General features: G+C 52.5%; 21 protein-coding genes, 1 tRNA gene and 2 pseudogenes. 17 read left to right on the forward strand and 7 right to left on the reverse strand.

The window, feature by feature from the left end; translation table 11 throughout:
* Positions 1-165: 165 nt before the first annotated feature.
* The 3 genes and pseudogenes from EL386_RS02395 to EL386_RS15730 form a co-directional block, all read left to right on the forward strand.
* Positions 166-504, forward strand: coding sequence for a hypothetical protein (locus tag EL386_RS02395; RefSeq protein ID WP_126452926.1), 339 nt, complete (start codon positions 166-168; stop codon positions 502-504).
* Positions 505-613: 109 nt separating this feature from the next.
* Positions 614-742 (forward strand): hypothetical protein, encoded by a 129-nt coding sequence (locus tag EL386_RS15855; protein WP_269471114.1) that lies wholly within the window; start codon positions 614-616, stop codon positions 740-742.
* Between the two features lie 11 nt (positions 743-753).
* A pseudogene (locus EL386_RS15730) lies at positions 754-1,083 on the forward strand (transposase); the annotation flags it as partial.
* Positions 1,084-1,704: 621 nt separating this feature from the next.
* On the opposite strand, the gene gloA reads toward EL386_RS15730, so the two are convergent.
* Positions 1,705-2,103, reverse strand: coding sequence for a lactoylglutathione lyase (gene gloA, locus EL386_RS02405; RefSeq protein ID WP_126452928.1), 399 nt, complete (start codon positions 2,101-2,103; stop codon positions 1,705-1,707).
* A gap of 96 nt (positions 2,104-2,199) precedes the next feature.
* Positions 2,200-3,003, reverse strand: a complete 804-nt coding sequence (locus EL386_RS02410) for a YdhR family protein (RefSeq protein WP_197722133.1) — start codon at positions 3,001-3,003, stop codon at positions 2,200-2,202.
* Positions 3,004-3,128: 125 nt separating this feature from the next.
* On the opposite strand from EL386_RS02410, the gene EL386_RS02415 reads away from it, so the two are divergent.
* From EL386_RS02415 to EL386_RS02445, 7 genes are all read left to right on the forward strand, one after another.
* Positions 3,129-3,728 (forward strand): TetR/AcrR family transcriptional regulator, encoded by a 600-nt coding sequence (locus EL386_RS02415; protein ID WP_197722134.1) that lies wholly within the window; start codon positions 3,129-3,131, stop codon positions 3,726-3,728.
* Positions 3,729-3,959: 231 nt separating this feature from the next.
* Entirely contained in the window at positions 3,960-4,517 is a 558-nt protein-coding gene (locus EL386_RS02420) for a hypothetical protein (protein ID WP_126452930.1), read from the forward strand.
* Positions 4,518-4,594: 77 nt separating this feature from the next.
* Positions 4,595-5,044, forward strand: a complete 450-nt coding sequence (locus tag EL386_RS02425; RefSeq protein ID WP_126452932.1) for a hypothetical protein — start codon at positions 4,595-4,597, stop codon at positions 5,042-5,044.
* 109 nt (positions 5,045-5,153) lie between these two features.
* Positions 5,154-5,579, forward strand: coding sequence for a hypothetical protein (locus tag EL386_RS02430; RefSeq protein ID WP_126452934.1), 426 nt, complete (start codon positions 5,154-5,156; stop codon positions 5,577-5,579).
* 98 nt (positions 5,580-5,677) lie between these two features.
* A complete protein-coding gene (locus tag EL386_RS02435; RefSeq protein WP_126452936.1) occupies positions 5,678-6,469 on the forward strand; it encodes a hypothetical protein in 792 nt (263 codons plus the stop codon).
* 26 nt (positions 6,470-6,495) lie between these two features.
* Positions 6,496-6,900 carry a hypothetical protein gene (locus EL386_RS02440; protein ID WP_126452938.1) on the forward strand — a complete coding sequence of 135 codons (405 nt, stop codon included), beginning with the start codon at positions 6,496-6,498 and terminating at the stop codon, positions 6,898-6,900.
* A gap of 48 nt (positions 6,901-6,948) precedes the next feature.
* Complete coding sequence (locus EL386_RS02445) at positions 6,949-7,410, forward strand: hypothetical protein (protein WP_126452940.1); 462 nt, start codon at positions 6,949-6,951, stop codon at positions 7,408-7,410.
* Positions 7,411-7,528: 118 nt separating this feature from the next.
* On the opposite strand, the gene EL386_RS02450 is transcribed toward EL386_RS02445, so the two are convergent.
* The 4 genes from EL386_RS02450 to EL386_RS02465 are packed head-to-tail and all read right to left on the reverse strand — an operon-like array spanning position 7,529 to position 9,904.
* Positions 7,529-7,957, reverse strand: a complete 429-nt coding sequence (locus EL386_RS02450) for a bactofilin family protein (protein WP_172597584.1) — start codon at positions 7,955-7,957, stop codon at positions 7,529-7,531.
* Positions 7,958-8,017: 60 nt separating this feature from the next.
* Positions 8,018-8,977: a lipoyl synthase gene (gene lipA / locus EL386_RS02455; protein WP_126452944.1), complete on the reverse strand. Its 960-nt coding sequence runs from the start codon at positions 8,975-8,977 to the stop codon at positions 8,018-8,020.
* Positions 8,974-9,627: a lipoyl(octanoyl) transferase LipB gene (gene lipB / locus EL386_RS02460; protein ID WP_126452946.1), complete on the reverse strand. Its 654-nt coding sequence runs from the start codon at positions 9,625-9,627 to the stop codon at positions 8,974-8,976. The genes lipA and lipB overlap by 4 nt, the downstream gene beginning before the upstream one ends.
* A 4-nt stretch (positions 9,628-9,631) precedes the next feature.
* Positions 9,632-9,904: a YbeD family protein gene (locus EL386_RS02465; RefSeq protein WP_126452948.1), complete on the reverse strand. Its 273-nt coding sequence runs from the start codon at positions 9,902-9,904 to the stop codon at positions 9,632-9,634.
* Positions 9,905-10,223: 319 nt separating this feature from the next.
* Here EL386_RS02465 and EL386_RS02470 point away from each other — a divergent pair.
* From EL386_RS02470 to EL386_RS02480, 3 genes and pseudogenes are all read left to right on the forward strand, one after another.
* Positions 10,224-10,727: pseudogene (locus EL386_RS02470) on the forward strand (ion transporter); the annotation flags it as partial.
* A gap of 217 nt (positions 10,728-10,944) precedes the next feature.
* The gene (locus EL386_RS02475; RefSeq protein ID WP_126452950.1) at positions 10,945-11,277 is read left to right on the forward strand and encodes a TusE/DsrC/DsvC family sulfur relay protein; all 333 of its coding nucleotides are present in this window, start codon (positions 10,945-10,947) and stop codon (positions 11,275-11,277) included.
* 184 nt (positions 11,278-11,461) lie between these two features.
* Entirely contained in the window at positions 11,462-12,028 is a 567-nt protein-coding gene (locus EL386_RS02480; RefSeq protein WP_126452951.1) for a lipid-binding SYLF domain-containing protein, read from the forward strand.
* Positions 12,029-12,067: 39 nt separating this feature from the next.
* Here EL386_RS02480 and EL386_RS02485 read toward each other — a convergent pair.
* A tRNA-Val gene (locus tag EL386_RS02485) sits at positions 12,068-12,142 on the reverse strand.
* Positions 12,143-12,376: 234 nt separating this feature from the next.
* Here EL386_RS02485 and EL386_RS02490 point away from each other — a divergent pair.
* Genes EL386_RS02490 through EL386_RS02505 form a run of 4 tightly spaced genes read left to right on the forward strand, consistent with a single transcriptional unit; the run spans position 12,377 to position 16,908 of the window.
* Complete coding sequence (locus EL386_RS02490; RefSeq protein ID WP_126452953.1) at positions 12,377-13,492, forward strand: 4Fe-4S dicluster domain-containing protein; 1,116 nt, start codon at positions 12,377-12,379, stop codon at positions 13,490-13,492.
* Positions 13,489-14,322, forward strand: coding sequence for an FAD/NAD(P)-binding protein (locus EL386_RS02495; RefSeq protein ID WP_126452955.1), 834 nt, complete (start codon positions 13,489-13,491; stop codon positions 14,320-14,322). Before EL386_RS02490 ends, EL386_RS02495 begins: the two co-directional genes overlap by 4 nt.
* Positions 14,323-14,324: 2 nt before the next feature.
* Positions 14,325-15,113 carry an NADH-quinone oxidoreductase subunit B family protein gene (locus EL386_RS02500; RefSeq protein ID WP_126452957.1) on the forward strand — a complete coding sequence of 263 codons (789 nt, stop codon included), beginning with the start codon at positions 14,325-14,327 and terminating at the stop codon, positions 15,111-15,113.
* Positions 15,106-16,908, forward strand: a complete 1,803-nt coding sequence (locus EL386_RS02505) for a nickel-dependent hydrogenase large subunit (protein ID WP_126452959.1) — start codon at positions 15,106-15,108, stop codon at positions 16,906-16,908. The genes EL386_RS02500 and EL386_RS02505 overlap by 8 nt, the downstream gene beginning before the upstream one ends.
* The last annotated feature ends 42 nt before the right edge of the window (positions 16,909-16,950 follow it).

Below are 16,950 nucleotides of genomic sequence, written 5' to 3' on the forward strand. Positions count from 1 at the left end.
CGTATGGCACATTGATGCCGATTAAAAAAGGGAGGCGTCCATTTCATCATTCAAGTTGACACCTTTAATTTTGTGTTCTTTTTGTGAGATAAAGCGAGCCGTACAAAAAGAACACAAAATTAAAGGTGTCAACTTAACTCCAGCGTTATGTGTAAAAAATAAAATATGAAACCCATCAATATCATAGGTTCAATAGTCGGTATAGCTCTAACTATATTATCTATCAATAGTCTAAAACCATCTTCTGATTTAGCTTTTGCAGTCTTTGCTGTGTGGTCATGCTCCCCATTCATTTTAACTTTTGTTTTAAGCATTACTCATAAAAACATAATTGGTGTCACAGTCGCAATTTACCTATCTTTATTAGTAGGCTTACTTTTGTTTCTTGAAATAACCTATTGGCATCAAGACCCACAAGGCGGCATAGCTATTCTTATGTTGCCTTTTGTCCTTTTTGCAGTAATTATGGGTTCAACAAGCTTAATTAAGGAAAAGAACACATAACAAGGCAGTCAAGAACGTTCGCTATCGCTCCCTGGGGCTTCCAAAAAGAGGCGCTACGCTTCTCTTTTTGAGAGCCCCTTACTTTAACCGTTATGCGTAAAAGGTAAGCATGAATTTTACACGCGAGAACATTCTGGATATTGCCTTGATCTTTGAAGAGGCCAATGGCAACACCATAGATGACAATGATTCACTTTTGGTTAAGAACTCAGGTCTATCTGAATTATCACCGAATTAAATAGAACAAATGCTGATGTAGGTGATGCTCGGGTCTTCAAGAACGGTCGGCAGTTTGCCGCCTGGTTAGGTCTGACGCCACGGCAGTACTCATCGGGTGGTAAAAGCCGGTTAGGCTCTATTACAAAGCGTGGTGATGTGTATATCAGAACCCTCCTGATACATGGGACACGCTCGGTGCTACTTCATACCTCAAAACGTACGGACAGAAAGAGCCTATAGGTAGAAACGCTGAAGGCACGGCGGCACAGTAATGTGGCGGCGGTTGCCCTGGCGGCCAAACAGGCCCGGATTATGTGGGCGATGTTAACCCGCGAGGAAGATTATCGATTAGTGGCCTGAGTATTCAGGCTATAGTATAAACAAATGGAGTAAACCACAGCTTGCGTAGAATAGAGCGTGATGTGAACAGGTAGGACCAACACCCATTAAACCTGATAACGGTTGAGGCCAGAAGAGGCCGTTTAGCTTTTGTGGGATGGGTGTGCGGATTGCCATCAGGGCCAGAGAAGTGATTCTCATAAACAGGCCGGATATATTTTTGCAATCTTATTCTTGCGCAAGATCAACTCTGTTCTTGCAAACAGGGAGTCCATATATTAACCGTTAGACGAATAAAACGTATTCATGATTTGGACCGATAATGTGACAAAGAGGATGACAAAGGGGACAGATTTATTTAAATATATGACTTATCCAAATAAATCTGTCCCCTTTAGTTCATCACCCTTAAGCTGGACTTTGACTTGACCAGACGGTTCCACCACCGTAGTTGTGATGTGATACCCCGATACTACACCAAAACGTATTACTTCTTGTGCCGTCTTAATGACTAGATTCAGCGAAAGCGGGTCACTATTTTCAATCGATTGTGCATAACCCTGAATTGACAACAATATTAGTAATGTAATTAATATACGTAAATATTTTCTATGGTTATGTCCTTTTATTAATAATCAGTATTTAAGACTGTGGTCTCTGAACTAACTCAATTTGATAACCATCAGGATCAACAACAAAGGCAATAGTTTCGTTACTTCCAAGTAGTGGTGTTGCCTCGAAAATGACCTTACCCCCTTTAGCCTTTATGTCGGCACAGGCGGCATAGCAATCATCAACGCTTATTGCGATATGCCCATAGGCATTGCCCATCTCATATTCCGATTTACCGTAGTTATAAGTCAACTCAAGAACGCAGGTGTCAGACTCTTCACCAAATCCAAGAAAGGTAAGTCTGTAGTTTTCTTTTGGTTGATCAAATTTACGTAATACACGCATGCCAATAACCTGAGTGTAAAAATCTATCGATCGTTGCATATCGCCAACACGTAACATCGTATGTAACATTCTTTGCTTACTCATCGCCTATCTAAAAGTAATTGATTTAAAAGTGATGGGCTTACCTCTAATCAACGAGGCAGGCCCATCTTCTAAGGGAGCTCTTTGCTTACAAATTACTTAGGCATAAAACGGAGAGTCCATTTCTCGACTAGCCGCTTCAGTTGCAACGCCATCAAACACACGCGTATAGAAAGCAGCGTTTAGCGATTTGGCCTCTGTAGGGAAATAATCGACAGCAAACTTAGTCGCGTTTTCTATCGTGTCGAAAGCATACAATCCACCTGGGGTGCCAGAGTGTAGTCCGCTTAACCATGTTTTAGCCAAAAGCCCAGGTTGTTCTTTTAGAACCGGGTTGAGTTCACGCCAGGGCGCTGTGGTATCGAAAGGCACAGCGTGCAATTGAACTTCTGTGTAAACAAATGCACCTGGTTTGCGATCAATTTTTCCATCGTAATGCATTGAATTCATATCACGGCTGGCTGTCTCGGTAGCATCAGCATCGAATACCCGTGTTGTTTGCGCAACGCCAAATCCTCTTGCCTCTTCAGGGAAGTATCCCGTCACAAATTTTTGTGCATTTTCAATGCTGTCAAACGCATACATACCACCACCGGAGTGGTTTCCAACACCATACAGCCAGGTCTTGTTGATAAAGCCAGGTTGTTTTTTGATATTCATATTGATTTTGTGCCACGGAATATCATCGAATTTTGGGACAGTTATTTGAAGTTCGGTATAAACAAACGCTTTCTGTGTCATGATTTTTTCCTTTCGAGTTGGGGTTAATTTTGACGCTGCCTCAATAACTCCCGTAATGGGTGTTACTATTGCCGCGCCAGCGGACGTTACGGCAAGTTTCAAGACTTTTCGGCGGTGTATGGACTTGCCTGTGGTTTTACTGATGTCCTTTTCTTTACTCACGTCGTATCTCCCTTGATTTAAAGGCATATTTAATATATAACGATCACTATATTGTTATAGTATTAAATAACGATCGCTATTTGTCAATATCTAAACAGCGATCGTTACATAAAAGGTGATGTTTTGTGAGACATAAAGGTATCAATAAGGAAGAGACACGGCGGAAGATGCTCGACGCAGTGGGTCAGGGCTTTCGAGAACATGGCTATGCTGGTATTGGTGTTGATGGGCTTGCCAAGGCGGCGGGCGTCACGTCAGGTGCATTTTATTCACATTTCGGGTCAAAAGATGGGGCTTTCGAAGTTGCACTGGTAGCGGGGCTCAATGAGGTCATTGAGGGAATCCCAAAATATCAGAGTGAATATGGGGCCGATTGGGTTAGGGCTTTTGCAGAATACTATCTCGGTAAGCCTCACCGGCGAGATCTGGCTCGTGGTTGTGCGATGGCAACACTAACTTCAGAAGTTGTCCGATCAGGCGCCGAGGTACACGCTGAATATGAGAAAAAAATGACAATGATTGCAGGGCTTGTCGCACGTGGTTTGGCAGGCGGTTCGGATGAGGATCGGCTTGCCAGGGCCTGGTCCATGCTTGGAGTATTGATTGGGGGGATAAATGTATCACGAGCAATGAAGGGTGCAAAAGTATCCGAAGAGGTTGCTGAGGCGATTAAATCTGCTGCGATTAAGTCTGCTGGTCGAGTGCGCTCTACAGTGAAAAAATAAGCTGTAGTGATCGTACGGACCAAGGGTATGCCAGCTTTACCTAACAATAAGTTAGAGGTAGCAGGTCAGACCTGAACAATCTTGATAACCAATTGATAAATAAAAATTAAAAAAACAGTCATAGTGATAATTAGCCCTTAGAGTGCCCTTTTTGTATAAAAAATTGCTAGTCTAAGGATAACGGGTTCTAAATAAGCACCCCGTCTAACATGGTGCTCCAGCGGACAAAAAATGAAGTCACGAATTTTGCAAAGCAAAAATACGCGTCTTCATTATTCGCCGCAGAGCTTGGACGTTATGGTTCATAGTTATTATAAATCTTGCATTACCGTACTAGCGATATTGTTTGCTTTATGTGCTGATGCTGATGAATATATGATGCCAAACCAAATACCTTGGTTATCTACTTCATTGATTACAGAGCTAAAGGAAGAAGGCTGTAAAATACCCAGAAATATAGATAGCTACTTTACAACAGGGGTTGTAGTTGGGCAGTTCGTGGCAAGAGGCCAAATAGATATAGCCATTCTTTGTGTAACTGACAGTAAAAAAGTTATCAAGATAATTTGGGGTGGAAATAAATCGTGCCCATCTGAGTTAGATAGTATTGGACAAAGTATTACCGTAGTAGACGGGGATTATATTTGGGAGCGATATGATGCTTATGGCGGGAATAAGCCACCTGGTGACATAATACACGAGGCAATCAATGATCATTATTTGGGGAAGGCATCAACTGTGTATTACTGCCACAATGGTAAATGGATTGAATTAACAGGCGCAGATTAAATATGCTCATATAATTCACTCTAGCCGATCACTATTGCACCGGCTGAGTTTATTGTTATCGTGATGTTAGATCAAATATGAAAAAAACATTAAAACGAATATCAGCCATATTAATAATGTTATGTTTTTTCTTACCGTTATCCCAGTGCCGATTATATCAGGCACCAGATAGCGAGCCCACTCCTGAGCAAATGCAAATGCAGAAAGAAAATGCAGCAACAAACCAATATGTTATTTTTAAAATGTCAGACGCATTCGATAAAATGGAATATAAAAGCTGGCTGGTGTTGTCGTTGTTTTTGTGGCCATTGGCATTTGTTACCATACAAGAGCTCATGGGGAAGAATAAGGTGAAATGGCTTATTCTCATCGCGCCGGTACTTGGTGCGGTGACAATATATGGTATAACTCAATTATTTCTGTTCACCAAGATATTATACGGCGGTTATATTTGGATAGTGGCCATGAGCATATATACAATTATTATTTGTTTAGAGTTTGTGCAATTGTTTAAGAAGAAAGCCTAACAGGAAAATCAAGCCGTTGGCCCCCGCTCTCCTGGGCGACCCAAACTTGAGATGTCAGAGTTAATGCAGATGCCGGTCTAAAACTAAACATGACTTATTGGGGGATGCGATGAACGATAAGACCGTTGTTGATGTTCACTGGAGTTTCTGGGTAATCGGTGCTGTCGCGCTGATCTGGAATGTTATGGGTATCATAAATTTCTTCGTACAGATGAATCCAGACGTGCTCACTGCCTATCGTGAGTCCGAGCGCGCGATAATAGAAGGTCGGCCTCTGTGGGCGACCGGAGGATTCGCGATAGCGGTTTTCGGCGGCGCACTGGGCTGCCTTCTGCTTCTGTTCAGGAAGTCGGCGGCGTACTATGTGTTTATCGCATCTCTACTGGGCGTGATGGTGACAATGGCCCATACCCTTGGCGTTGGTATCGACTTCGGCCTCGGTGAGATAGTGGGGATCATCCTCATGCCGCTGGCGGTGGCAGTATTTTTAATCTGGTATTCGAAGCGGGCCGAGCGCAAGGGCTGGATCAGCTAGAATCACAGGAGGGCTTGCTGTCGAGCCAGCAATCTATCATAGAGATGTAATATGCGTTAAAAGTGCTGTATCTCATTAATTTTGACAAGGAGAATATCATGATATTTTTCAATAAATTGTCGTTAATGCGTGTAGCTTTAATCATCGCCACCATAAACCTGAGTGGATGCCTGTCAGAAGAAACATTTACATTACGCCCAATTCGAACGGCAACCATTTTAGAGTCAAATTTCAAAAATTTTGGTATCTGTAATGCAGGTGTCTTCACCTTTGTGGACAGACGCCCGCCAAGTGCCTTCATCGAGGGGGCGTTCATACGAGAGCGTGAGTCATCGCGGTTCTCCGAAGCGGCGCATCTGACCGGTTACGAAGTACTGGTCCAACGGGGTGAGAGCTGTCACTTAATAACGGCCAATAAGTTTCAGACGGCTGTGGCGTTCGATCTTTCCAGTCTGCCCTCCACTGCAGTGGTTGCAGCCGAGTTAAGAATCAATGATTCGGTATATGGTGGCACCGACGCGCCAGTGGGTTTCGGTACGAGAGAACAATGTTCGGTTCTTGTCGTGGGGCAGGCAACGGAAACGTGGGCATCCGGGATTTTTCTGCGAGGGGGCCTTCCGGAAGAAAGGGTGGGAGACGGTCCGCGTGCGTTTATTACATGGAGGCCGGCCCGTCCTGAGCCTGGCCCATACTACAGAATTCCCCCTATAGACATCACCACGACGGTAAGTGAGTGGGCGCGCGGCACCCAGCCGAATCATGGCTTTGTCATTACCCCAGATAGTGATGCCGTCAGTCGTGTTGCCGCGGGTATAAGAGAGGGGGGCGTCATGTGTCCCGTGTGGCTGGATCGTTTTGAATTGGTCGTTACGGTCGCCGTATCAGGTTGATATGCCTACGTAAGAGGTGAGTTCAATTGAAGAGACCGTTATCAATAACCCTGATTGCCTGGTTTTTTATTGTCTATGCCGTTTTGTCACTTATTCCGAAGTTGATATTGTTCATAAGCCCGGAAGCCTATGACATGGCTAAAGACTATAGTGCCTTACACAAAAGCAATGAAATACTGTCCATTCCCTTTTGGGCTCAGATACTACATGCCTGTTTGGGTTCGGTGGTCTTGGCGATTTCAGGGCTGTTCATGCTGAAGGGCAAGGCATGGGCGAGAACGACTTTAGTGGTATGGATATTAAGTGTGGTTATTATTACCTTTCTGGTGGCCGGGCTCACGCTTCAGCTCTATACAAAATCTGTTGTTGCTATAATTATATTCCTGATGCTTTATTGGCCAGGGGCCAATAAATATTTTAAAGTGAATTGAGCGCAAGGAACCGCGTGGCGCTTTATTTAATCGTCTGGCAGAAAAGACATGATCACATTACTAGGCACATTATTCACTGTCGCATTACTGATAGTGGCAATCATCTGGCTGAAAATCCGGCTGGTCTTTTCGGTGCTTGCATTTATCGCGGCGGCGCTTGCTGCAGCGCTTTTGTCGACGATGATCCTCACTGACATCCCCACGTCTGAACTGTTAGTGTTTTCTGAGTGGAGCACAAAGATTGCAGTGCCTGTTGCGACTTTTGTGTCGCTATTGGGGCGGCTCAGTTTAAGGCTGCCGCGTTTCGTGGCATTCATGCTGTTTGTTTTTGCGGGGGTTTTTGCCGGCTACCTTTGCAGTGTCATCGTCTGGAAATTTTATCTCGGCCCCTGGTTTATGCTCCCCGTGGTTTACGCCTGGACACTAGGTGCGTTGGGGGCCTTTCTTGCGGCGACAAAAATGTGGCCAATCTTTAACAAGCCGGAGCAAGCCGTTATCTCAACTTCCTGACAGCGGCGCGTTCCGCGCTTGTCTTTAGCTAGTGATGTTGACGTTAAGCAATAACGACTGCTGAGGCCGACATCGGGCAGACCTGCATGTGCCGGTGCGAGGGCGCGCAGGGAAATTATCAGGCAGACTTGCGGGATAACTTGCCGAGCAGGCCGCCCTTGTCACCCTGGGGATTATTCGCGATCAGCTTGCCGCTGATGCGGGCACCGCTGCGGATCTCGATCTTGCCGTAATAGACGTTACCGGTGACGTGTGACTGCGGGTGCAGGGTCACGGTGCCCGAGGCATGTACATCGCCAACAATGGTACCGTTGATCTCGGCCTCACCGACGCTGATGTTGCCCGTGATCGTGCCTTCGCGGCTCAGGGTCAGGCGACTACGTTCTTTATGGCCTTCCAGGTTACCGGTAATGTTGCCATCAACGTGCAGGCCGCCACTGAAGTCCATGTCACCGCGCAGGCTTACACCCTTGCCGATCATGCAGTGGACGACATCGGCAGCGGTTATGTCGTCCGTCTTGGCCGGTTGTTCTGTATTGTCCGTCATGTTGTTTCTCCCATGCCCATCCACTTGCGGTGGGCTGTTTAGCATACCAGAAAGGCCGCCTCAGGAAATCTTTTCGCCACTGGCCTGCAGGTCGGCGTGGTAAGAGGAACGCACCATGGGCCCGCTGGCGACATTATCAAAACCCAGGTCCCGCGCCAGTTCGCCGAGGGCATCAAACTCCTCGGGCGGCACGTAGCGTGCCACCGGCAGGTGGTAACGGCTCGGCTGCAGGTACTGGCCGAGGGTCAGCATGTTGACGTCGTGTGCACGCAGGTCACGCATGACCTGCTCAACTTCGCTGATCTCTTCACCAAGGCCGAGCATGATGCCGGACTTGGTCGGCACCTCGGGGTAGGCTTGTTTGAAGCGTTGCAGCAGTTGCAGTGACCAGGCGTAATCGGAACCGGGGCGGGCCTGTTTATACAGGCGCGGCACGGTCTCGAGGTTATGGTTAAACACGTCGGGCGGCGCCTGTTCGAGCAGGGCCAGTGCCACGTCCATGCGGCCGCGGAAATCGGGGACGAGGATTTCTATTTTGGTGTTTGCTGACTGCGTGCGAATGGCGTCAATACAACGGGTGAAGTGTTCGGCACCACCGTCGCGCAGGTCGTCGCGGTCCACTGAGGTGACGACAACATATTTTAGGCCCATGCGGGCGACGGTCTCGCCGAGCTTTTGCGGCTCGTCTTCATCGAGTGGCTTGGGGCGGCCGTGGGCGACATCGCAGAACGGGCAACGGCGGGTGCAGATATCGCCCATGATCATGAAGGTCGCCGTGCCGTGGGCGAAACACTCGCCGAGGTTCGGGCAGGCCGCCTCTTCACAGACCGTATGCAGTTGCTGCTCGCGCAGCATCGTTTTCAGGCGCTGCACCTCGGGGGCATTGTGCGAGCGACCACGGATCCACTTTGGCTTGCGCAGCGGGGTCACGGTCGGTTCGATCTTGATCGGGATGCGCGCGGTCTTTGATTCGCCCTTCAGGGGGTTACGCGTGCGGCTGGATTTTGGTTGTTCGCTCATAGCGGGCTTTGGTCGCAAAACTGGCGGGCATTGTACCCCAGATCGGCGGCGAGCAGATCGCAGAGTCGATCTGCAATCTCGGCCTGCGGGGTCTGTACGCCCAGTTCACGCAGCATGGTCACCTCCATCCCCTTGTAACCACAGGGGTTAATGCGGGAGAAGGGCTCCAGCGCCATGTCGACGTTCAGACTCAGGCCGTGGTAACTGCGGCCGCGCTTCACACGCAGGCCGAGGGCGGCGATCTTTGCCCCCGCCACGTAGACGCCGGGGGCATCCGGTCGGGCGCTGGCCTCGATAGCATGTTCGGCGAGCAGGGCGATGACACTGCGTTCGAGGGCACCGACCAGGTCGCGCACACCAAGACCGGCGCGCGGCAGGTCGATGAGGGTATAGAGCACCAGCTGGCCGGGGCCGTGGTAGGTCACCTGGCCGCCGCGGTCGATATCGACCACCGGGATCTCGCCGGGGGCGAGCAGGTGGGCCGGGTCGCTATTGCGGCCCTGGGTAAACACCGGTGGGTGCTCCACCCGCCAGAACTCGTCGGCACTGTGGGCGTCGCGCGCGGCGCTAAAACGGCTCATGGCCTCGTACACAGGCAGGTAGTCCTGTGTGCCGAGGTCGCGCACGATTATGGAGGCGGGCCGGGGCATGGGATCAGAGCAACATCAGTACCAGTTCGTGGGCGTGCAGCTCCTGGTAGAGGGCATCGAGCTGATCTTTGCTATGCGCCTCGAAGGTCACGGTCAGCGAGGTGAACTTGCCCTTGCCACTGTCGCGCGAACGCACCGCACCCTCGCCGAGGTTGTCGACGTGCCGGCGGACGATGGTGATCACGGCGGCCTCGAACTCGTCGCAGCGCCGGCCCATGACTTTGAGCGGGAACTGGCAGGGGAACTCAAACAGGGTTTCTTCAGTGTCAGTCGTCATAATGGGTATTTTACTGGGGTTTGAAGGCAATGTGGGGATGAATTGGGCCGATTCAAAGGCCAAATCGACAGGATTTACTGGATGAAGAGGATAAATAAGGGTTTTCGCCGGTGCTAGAGCATGGTGCCAAGTATTTGCGGGCCGTATTGCAAGGAGTACTATCAGGACCAATGGCCATTGGGGAGCGCTGAATTCAGGGCAGCTGAAAACAACCGGGATTCCTGTAGACAGCCGCTTGTTTGTCCATGCACAAATACAAAAACGGTTTTGTTATAAGGTTTTATGTTTCGTCTGCGCAGGCCTCTGACTTAGATATGTACGGGTTATTAATATGAAAAAACTATCCAGGCAAAACACAAGGTTTAAGCGCTTTCTTAAGGATGTTTTCACCTATACGCCGTTTGCAAAAATGCTGTTTTTATTAGTGGTGCTCTGGTTGCTGTTTTCTGCCGGTTTATATGTTGCTGAATATAACACTGAAGGGACCAGCATAACGACCTTTGGCGAGGCGTTGTACTGGGGGGTGGCGGCATTCTCGACAGCAGGCATCGCCGATACCCCCCAATCCGGTATTGCGCAACTGCTTGGTGGGATCTGGATTGTAGTCGGTTCGGTACTTTTCTTTGGCACCATCGTCGCGACCATTACCACCTATTTTATGCGACCGATGCAACGGCCGCATAAAAGGATTATTGACACCATAGAATACAATCTTGAACAAATGGATGATTTGACTGTAGATGAACTTGATCTATTGAAGAAAACTATCGATACGCTGATTGCGCATGTCGAGCACCTCAAGGAAAAACACATCGGAAAGTAGATCGCAGCAGCCATCGTATCTACGCTGGAAATAGCCACGATTACGGCGCCAGCAACAGGTTAAGCCCTTCTGTCATATCATGCTGCGCAGCCTGTTTATTCTGATGTAATCTGCATGGGTATCAGGCCCGTACTTTTGCATACGCGCGCTTGTAGTTGTTCTATAGTTGCGTGTATAGACCTGTATAGCCAGCCAGTGACCCTGGCAGGAGGTGCGCATGCAAACCCCATCTGATATCCGGCCGGTCCCGACACTTGATGAATACGGACTATTACGTAACCCTGACACCTGGGATGAATCGGTGGCATGGGGTATAGCCGCGCAACTCGGTATCCACGCATTGACCGATTCACACTGGAAGGTGATCTACGCCCTGCGTGAACACTACGCCGAGTTTGGCGTGGCGCCGCCGATGAAAAATATTTGCCGTGCCGAAGGTAAACCGTGGTCATGGGTGCATGAGTTGTTTGATAGCTGCCTGAATGCCTGGCGTGTTGCCGGCCTGCCCAATCCAGGCGAGGAGGCAAAGTCCTACCTGAGCGATATGTAACAGCATTGTGTTTTTCCATTCATACACAAGCCAGTCGTATTGGCCGGAGAGGAATCATCATGCGACGACTTTATATCCAGGTTGTCGGGAGTTGAGAACTGATTCACATTAATCCGCTGGGCCAAAAGTCAGAATAGTGCTAGTTTGCAAACAGCCCGTCTTAGTAGCGCGTCCCGGAGAAGTGATGAAACAGTTAATACGTAGCCTGGTAATTCTATTCCTGTCCGCCGTCATGGCGGCGTGCGCCACCAGCGGTGGCCAGAGCACTGCGCAAAAACGTCAGGAGGTCCTGAACATGAAGAGTCAGGTACTGACTGACCTTTACAAGGTCAAGCCCTATGCGCGCACGATTGTCGCGAATGCCCCGGGTTACGCCGTGTTCAGTAATGCCAATGTCAACCTGATCTTTGCCAGTTTCAGCGGTGGCTACGGTGTGGTCAAGAACAACAAGAGTGGCAAGCATACCTATATGAAGATGGGCGAGGTCGGCCTGGGTTTTGGTCTCGGGGTCAAGGACTTCCGCGCCGTGTTCGTCTTCCACGACAAGGCCACTATGGATAAATTTATTCATTCCGGCTGGCAATTTGGCGGTCACGCCGATGCCGCGGCCAAGGCCAAGGACAAGGGTGGCGCCGTCGGTGGTGAGGTCGTGGTCGACAACATTACCATCTTTCAGCTGACCGAGGCGGGCCTGGCCCTGCAAGCAACGGTAAAGGGCACCAAGTACTGGAAGGATGCGGAATTGAACTGACTGCCCGGGCACGGCCAGCAATCGTTTAAAGAGAAAAAATGGTGGGCGATACTGGGATTGAACCAGTGACCCCTGCCGTGTGAAGGCAGTGCTCTCCCGCTGAGCTAATCGCCCTTCTTTCAAGGGGCGCTGAGCTTACTTCAGGCCAATACAGGCTGTCAAACAGCTCCCGGGATGTATTTTTCAGCCGATACGGGGCAGCGGCGACAGATGAACAGTTCATGTCTGTCGCGAAGCCCCCGCATCACCGAGTTGCCCTTATCAAATGAACTGTCCTGCAACAGGAACGGGCACACCTCGCGTTTGCTTGCGAGGCCAGTGGCGAAGTGATACAAGTAATGCATCGGTATGAAACAGGATCAGACATACCTTGCCCGCGACGACCTACAGTCGCTGCTTGATGCCCTGAAGGCGGGTGGCTTTCAATGCGTCGGACCACAGGTACGGGACGGCGTTATCCGCTATGCAGGCCTGGAGCAGGCCGCACAATTGCCGTGGGGTGTCACGCAGAGTCAGGCACCGGGCGAATACCGTCTGCATGAGACGGATGACACTGACCGCTGTTTTGCCTGGGCCAATGGGCCACAGGCCCTCAAACCCATCGTCTTTGCACCCCGTGAAACCCTCTGGCAAGCCACACAGTCCGCGGACGGTAGCCTGGGCTTTAGCGATGACGTGCCGGACGTTGCGCCGCTGGCCGTTATCGGCGTGCGTCCCTGCGATATCGCCGCCTTGTATATCCATGACCAGCATTTCCTGCAACAGGACTACCGTGACCCTTATTACCTGCAACGGCGCCAGGACCTGTTGCTGGTCGCGGTGAACTGCACGCATCCGGCAGCGACCTGTTTTTGCGCCTCGACGGGTGATGGTCCGCGGGCCAGTTACGGCTACGACATTGCTTTGACGGAACTCGAGGCGGGTTACCTCGTTGAGGTCCACAGTGAACAGGGCCGGGCGATTTGCGCGCAGCTGCCGCTGCAGCCGGCAAGCCATGCCTACACACAGGCCGTCGAGGCGGCCATGCAGCAGGCCGCAGACAGTCAGCAGCGCCGGCTGCCGGCAGGTAACCTGAAGGGGCCCTTGTTCGCGAATCTCGAGCATCCGCACTGGGAAGAAGTCGCCGCTCGTTGCCTGAGTTGCGGTAACTGCACGGCTGTGTGCCCGACCTGTTTTTGTCACAGCGAGGCTGATGAGGTCCGCCTCGACGGCCAGCACACTGAGCATTACCGGCAGTGGGATTCGTGTTTTACCCAGGGCCACAGTTATATCCATGGCCTCACCGTGCGGCCGCAGACGACACAACGTTACCGGCAGTGGCTGACCCACAAGCTCGGCAGCTGGCATGATCAATATGGTCGTTCCGGTTGCACCGGCTGCGGGCGCTGCATCACCTGGTGCCCGGTCGGTATCGACCTCACCGAGGAGGCCGCAGTCATTTGCGGCGATTCGCCAGCGTCATGAGCAATCCCTACCTGCCATGGGAGGCGGAAATTCTGGAGACCATCCAGGAATCGCCGAGCCTGTTTACCCTGCGTCTGCAACTCACCGATGCCGAGGCACAACAACGCTACAGTTTTGAGCCGGGGCAGTTCAACATGCTCTACCTGCATGGCGTCGGCGAGGTGCCGATCTCGATCGTCTCCGACCCGCGGGATGAAAGCGTTATCGATCACACCATCCGTGCCGTTGGCCGTGTCACCCGGGGACTGGCCCAACTCAAGGCCGGTGCGCGCATCGGCCTGCGTGGTCCTTATGGGCGTGGCTGGCCCATGCATGCAGCCGAAAAACGCGACGTCGTGGTGATCACGGGTGGCCTGGGTTGTGCGCCGGTGGTGTCGGTGATCAATTATGTCTCGCGCCGGCGCGAGCGCTTTGGTCATCTGAATATAGTCCAGGGCGTGAAACACTCGAGTGACTTTATCTGGCGTGAACGTTACGACGCGTGGCGCGCCTTGCCGGATACAAATGTGTTACTCGCCGCTGATGCCGGCGAGGCACTGTGGCCGTGGCACGTCGGGCATGTTACAGACCTGTTCGACCAGTTGCGCTTTGACCCGGCGCGGGTCTCGGTCATGATGTGTGGCCCGGAGGGCATGATGCACGTGGTGATCAAACATATGCTGGGTGCCGGGGTCGGCAAGTGCGATATGTGGCTGAGTATGGAGCGCAACATGCAGTGTGCCCTCGGTCACTGTGGCCACTGCCAGTACGGCGAAAAGTTCATCTGCCGCGATGGCCCGGTATTCTGTTATGAACAGATCGAAGAACTTTTCGAGGTCAGGGGGTTCTAGCCATGGCGACGAAGCCGACAGTCTCCGTGCACAAGTTCAGTTCCTGCGACGGTTGCCAGCTGGCCTTCCTCAACATGGGTGAGTCACTGCTGGCCCTGACCGAGCTCGTTGACCTGAGCCACTTTCTCGAGGCGGGGCTGGATAATGAAGACGCCCGCGTCGATATCGCCTTTATCGAGGGCAGTGTCTCGACACCCGATGACCAGGCACGCCTGGAATGTATTCGCGCCAACAGCGGTTACCTGGTCACTATTGGCGCCTGTGCCACCGCGGGGGGCATTCAGGCGTTGCGCAACATGGCCGATGCCAGTGCCTGGACGCAGGCCATTTATGCCAGCCCCGAATATATAAGGAGTCTTGATACGGCAACGCCGATCCGTGAACACGTCAAGGTGGACCTGGAGTTGTGGGGGTGCCCGGTGAACAGCCGTCAGTTGCTGGCGGCCATACGCGCGTTGCTGTTCGGTGTGGCTCCGGTGGAGGAGAACGACAAGGTCTGTCTGGAATGCAAACGCCGCGATAATGTCTGCGTGCTGGTGGCGCATGGTACGCCCTGCATGGGGCCGGTGACACGCACCGGCTGTGGCGCCTTGTGCCCGGCCTTTGGTCGCGACTGCTATGCCTGCTACGGACCGGCGGAAAACAGTAACACCGAATCACTGGCGCGACGCTTCATCGGGCTTGGCCTGGCCGCAGACCAGGTGGCGCGACGCTTCCTCTCCATCAACAGTGCCGCGCCCGAATTCAATGCGACCGGCCGCCGTTGGCAGGAGGGCGAGCCGAATGACTGAGCGTAAGGAGATCCGCATCAATGTGCCGGCACTGGCACGCGTCGAGGGCGAGGGCGCACTCGGGCTGGTGATCCGTGATGGCGCCATCCAGGACCTGCAACTGCGTATCTACGAGCCGCCGCGTTACTTCGAAAAGTTTCTTGAGGGACGTGACTACACCGAGGTCTGCGATATCGTCGCGCGCATCTGCGGCATCTGCCCGGTCGCCTACCAGATGAGCGCGGTGCAGGCGCTGGAGGACATCGTCGGCTTCGAGGCACCGGCCTGGTTATCGGCACTACGCCGCGTGATGTACTGCGGCGAATGGATCCAGAGCCACAGCCTGCACATCCATATGTTGGCAGCGCCGGATTTCCTCGGTTTCAACAGCATCATCGAGATGGGCAAAACGTATCCTGACGAGGTGCGCCGTGGTTTGATGTTACAGGGGCTGGGCAATGACCTCATCAGCCTGCTCGGCGCCCGTTCCGTGCACCCGATCGGTATTAAAGTCGGTGGCCTGCATCACCTGCCCAGTGCGCAGGCGCGGCAGGTGATGCGGGAAAGGCTCATCGCCGCCTTGCCGGAGGCCGAGGCGCTGTTGCGCTGGACGGCGAGCCTGGCGCTGCCCGACGATGAGCAGGACTTTGTCAGTGTCGCCCTGCGGCATGCGACAGACTACCCGATAGACGGTGGTCGATTGGTCTCCAGCGACGGCCTGGATATCCCTATCGAGGAATTTGAACAACATGTCGAGGAACAACACGTCCCGCACTCCACCGCCCTGCATGCCCTGTTGCACGGCCAGCCTTATCTCGTCGGCCCCCTGGCGCGGCTTAACCTGAACAGGGATCGGCTGCCGCCGATGTTGCGCGAACTCCTCGATGAGACGGGCATCTCGTTTCCGAGTCGCAACATGTTTCACAGCATTGTCGCCCGCGCCGCCGAGATATGGCTGGCCATCTTTGAGGCCGCACGCCTGCTCGAGGTGGAGTTCGATACGCAGCAGGCCTGTCCAACACCTGCGCCGCGGGCCGGTACGGGTTTTGGTTGCACCGAGGCACCACGCGGTATCCTCTGGCATCGTTATGCCATGAATGCACGCGGGCAGGTCGGCGCCGCGCGTATCGTACCGCCGACCAGCCAGAACCAGTCGCGTATCGAGCAGGACCTGCACAATGCACTCAACCGCTTCGGCCTGGACAAGGCCGAAGAGGCCATTCGCCTGCACGCTGAGATGGTGATCCGCAATTACGACCCGTGCATCTCCTGCGCAACACACTTTCTTAAACTGGATATGCAACGGGACAGTATCCAGGAAACCTCAGCACCGCAGACAAGCTGGCAGCGAGTGGTGGTGCTGGGTATTGGCACGGCGCAGACGGCCGATGATGTCGGCCTGCGCCTGCTGGAGCAATTACAACAGGATACTGTGCTGGCCCCCTATCTGGCTGACAGGTTGGCACTGTATACCACTGGCCAGCCCGCGCTGGACTGGCAGCGTTACATACGCTCGGGTGACAGGGTCTTTGTTATCGATGCGTTGCTCGCCGATGTAATGCCTGACCGCTTGGTGGTGTTTGATGGTGCTGCGCTGGCGCCTGCGACCGGCACGTTATCCAGTCACGCCATCGGTTTGCGCGATGCCTTGCTGTTGTCGCCGTTGTGGGGGCAGGAGACCAATGCCGTCACCGTGCTGGGTATTCGTGTCGGCGTGGAGGGTGAACAGCCGCCTGATACCGACGAATTACAGCAGCTGGCCGAACAGGTTCGAGAGAGAGTGCTTACCGACCTCCTGCCCATGATAAAGGGGTAAGCAAGGCCGGGACAGGTCGTCACGACTGCAGTCTGCTACCGC

It is taken from the genome of Sulfuriflexus mobilis (genome assembly GCF_003967195.1).
GTDB classification, from domain to species: Bacteria; Pseudomonadota; Gammaproteobacteria; order AKS1; family AKS1; genus Sulfuriflexus; species Sulfuriflexus mobilis.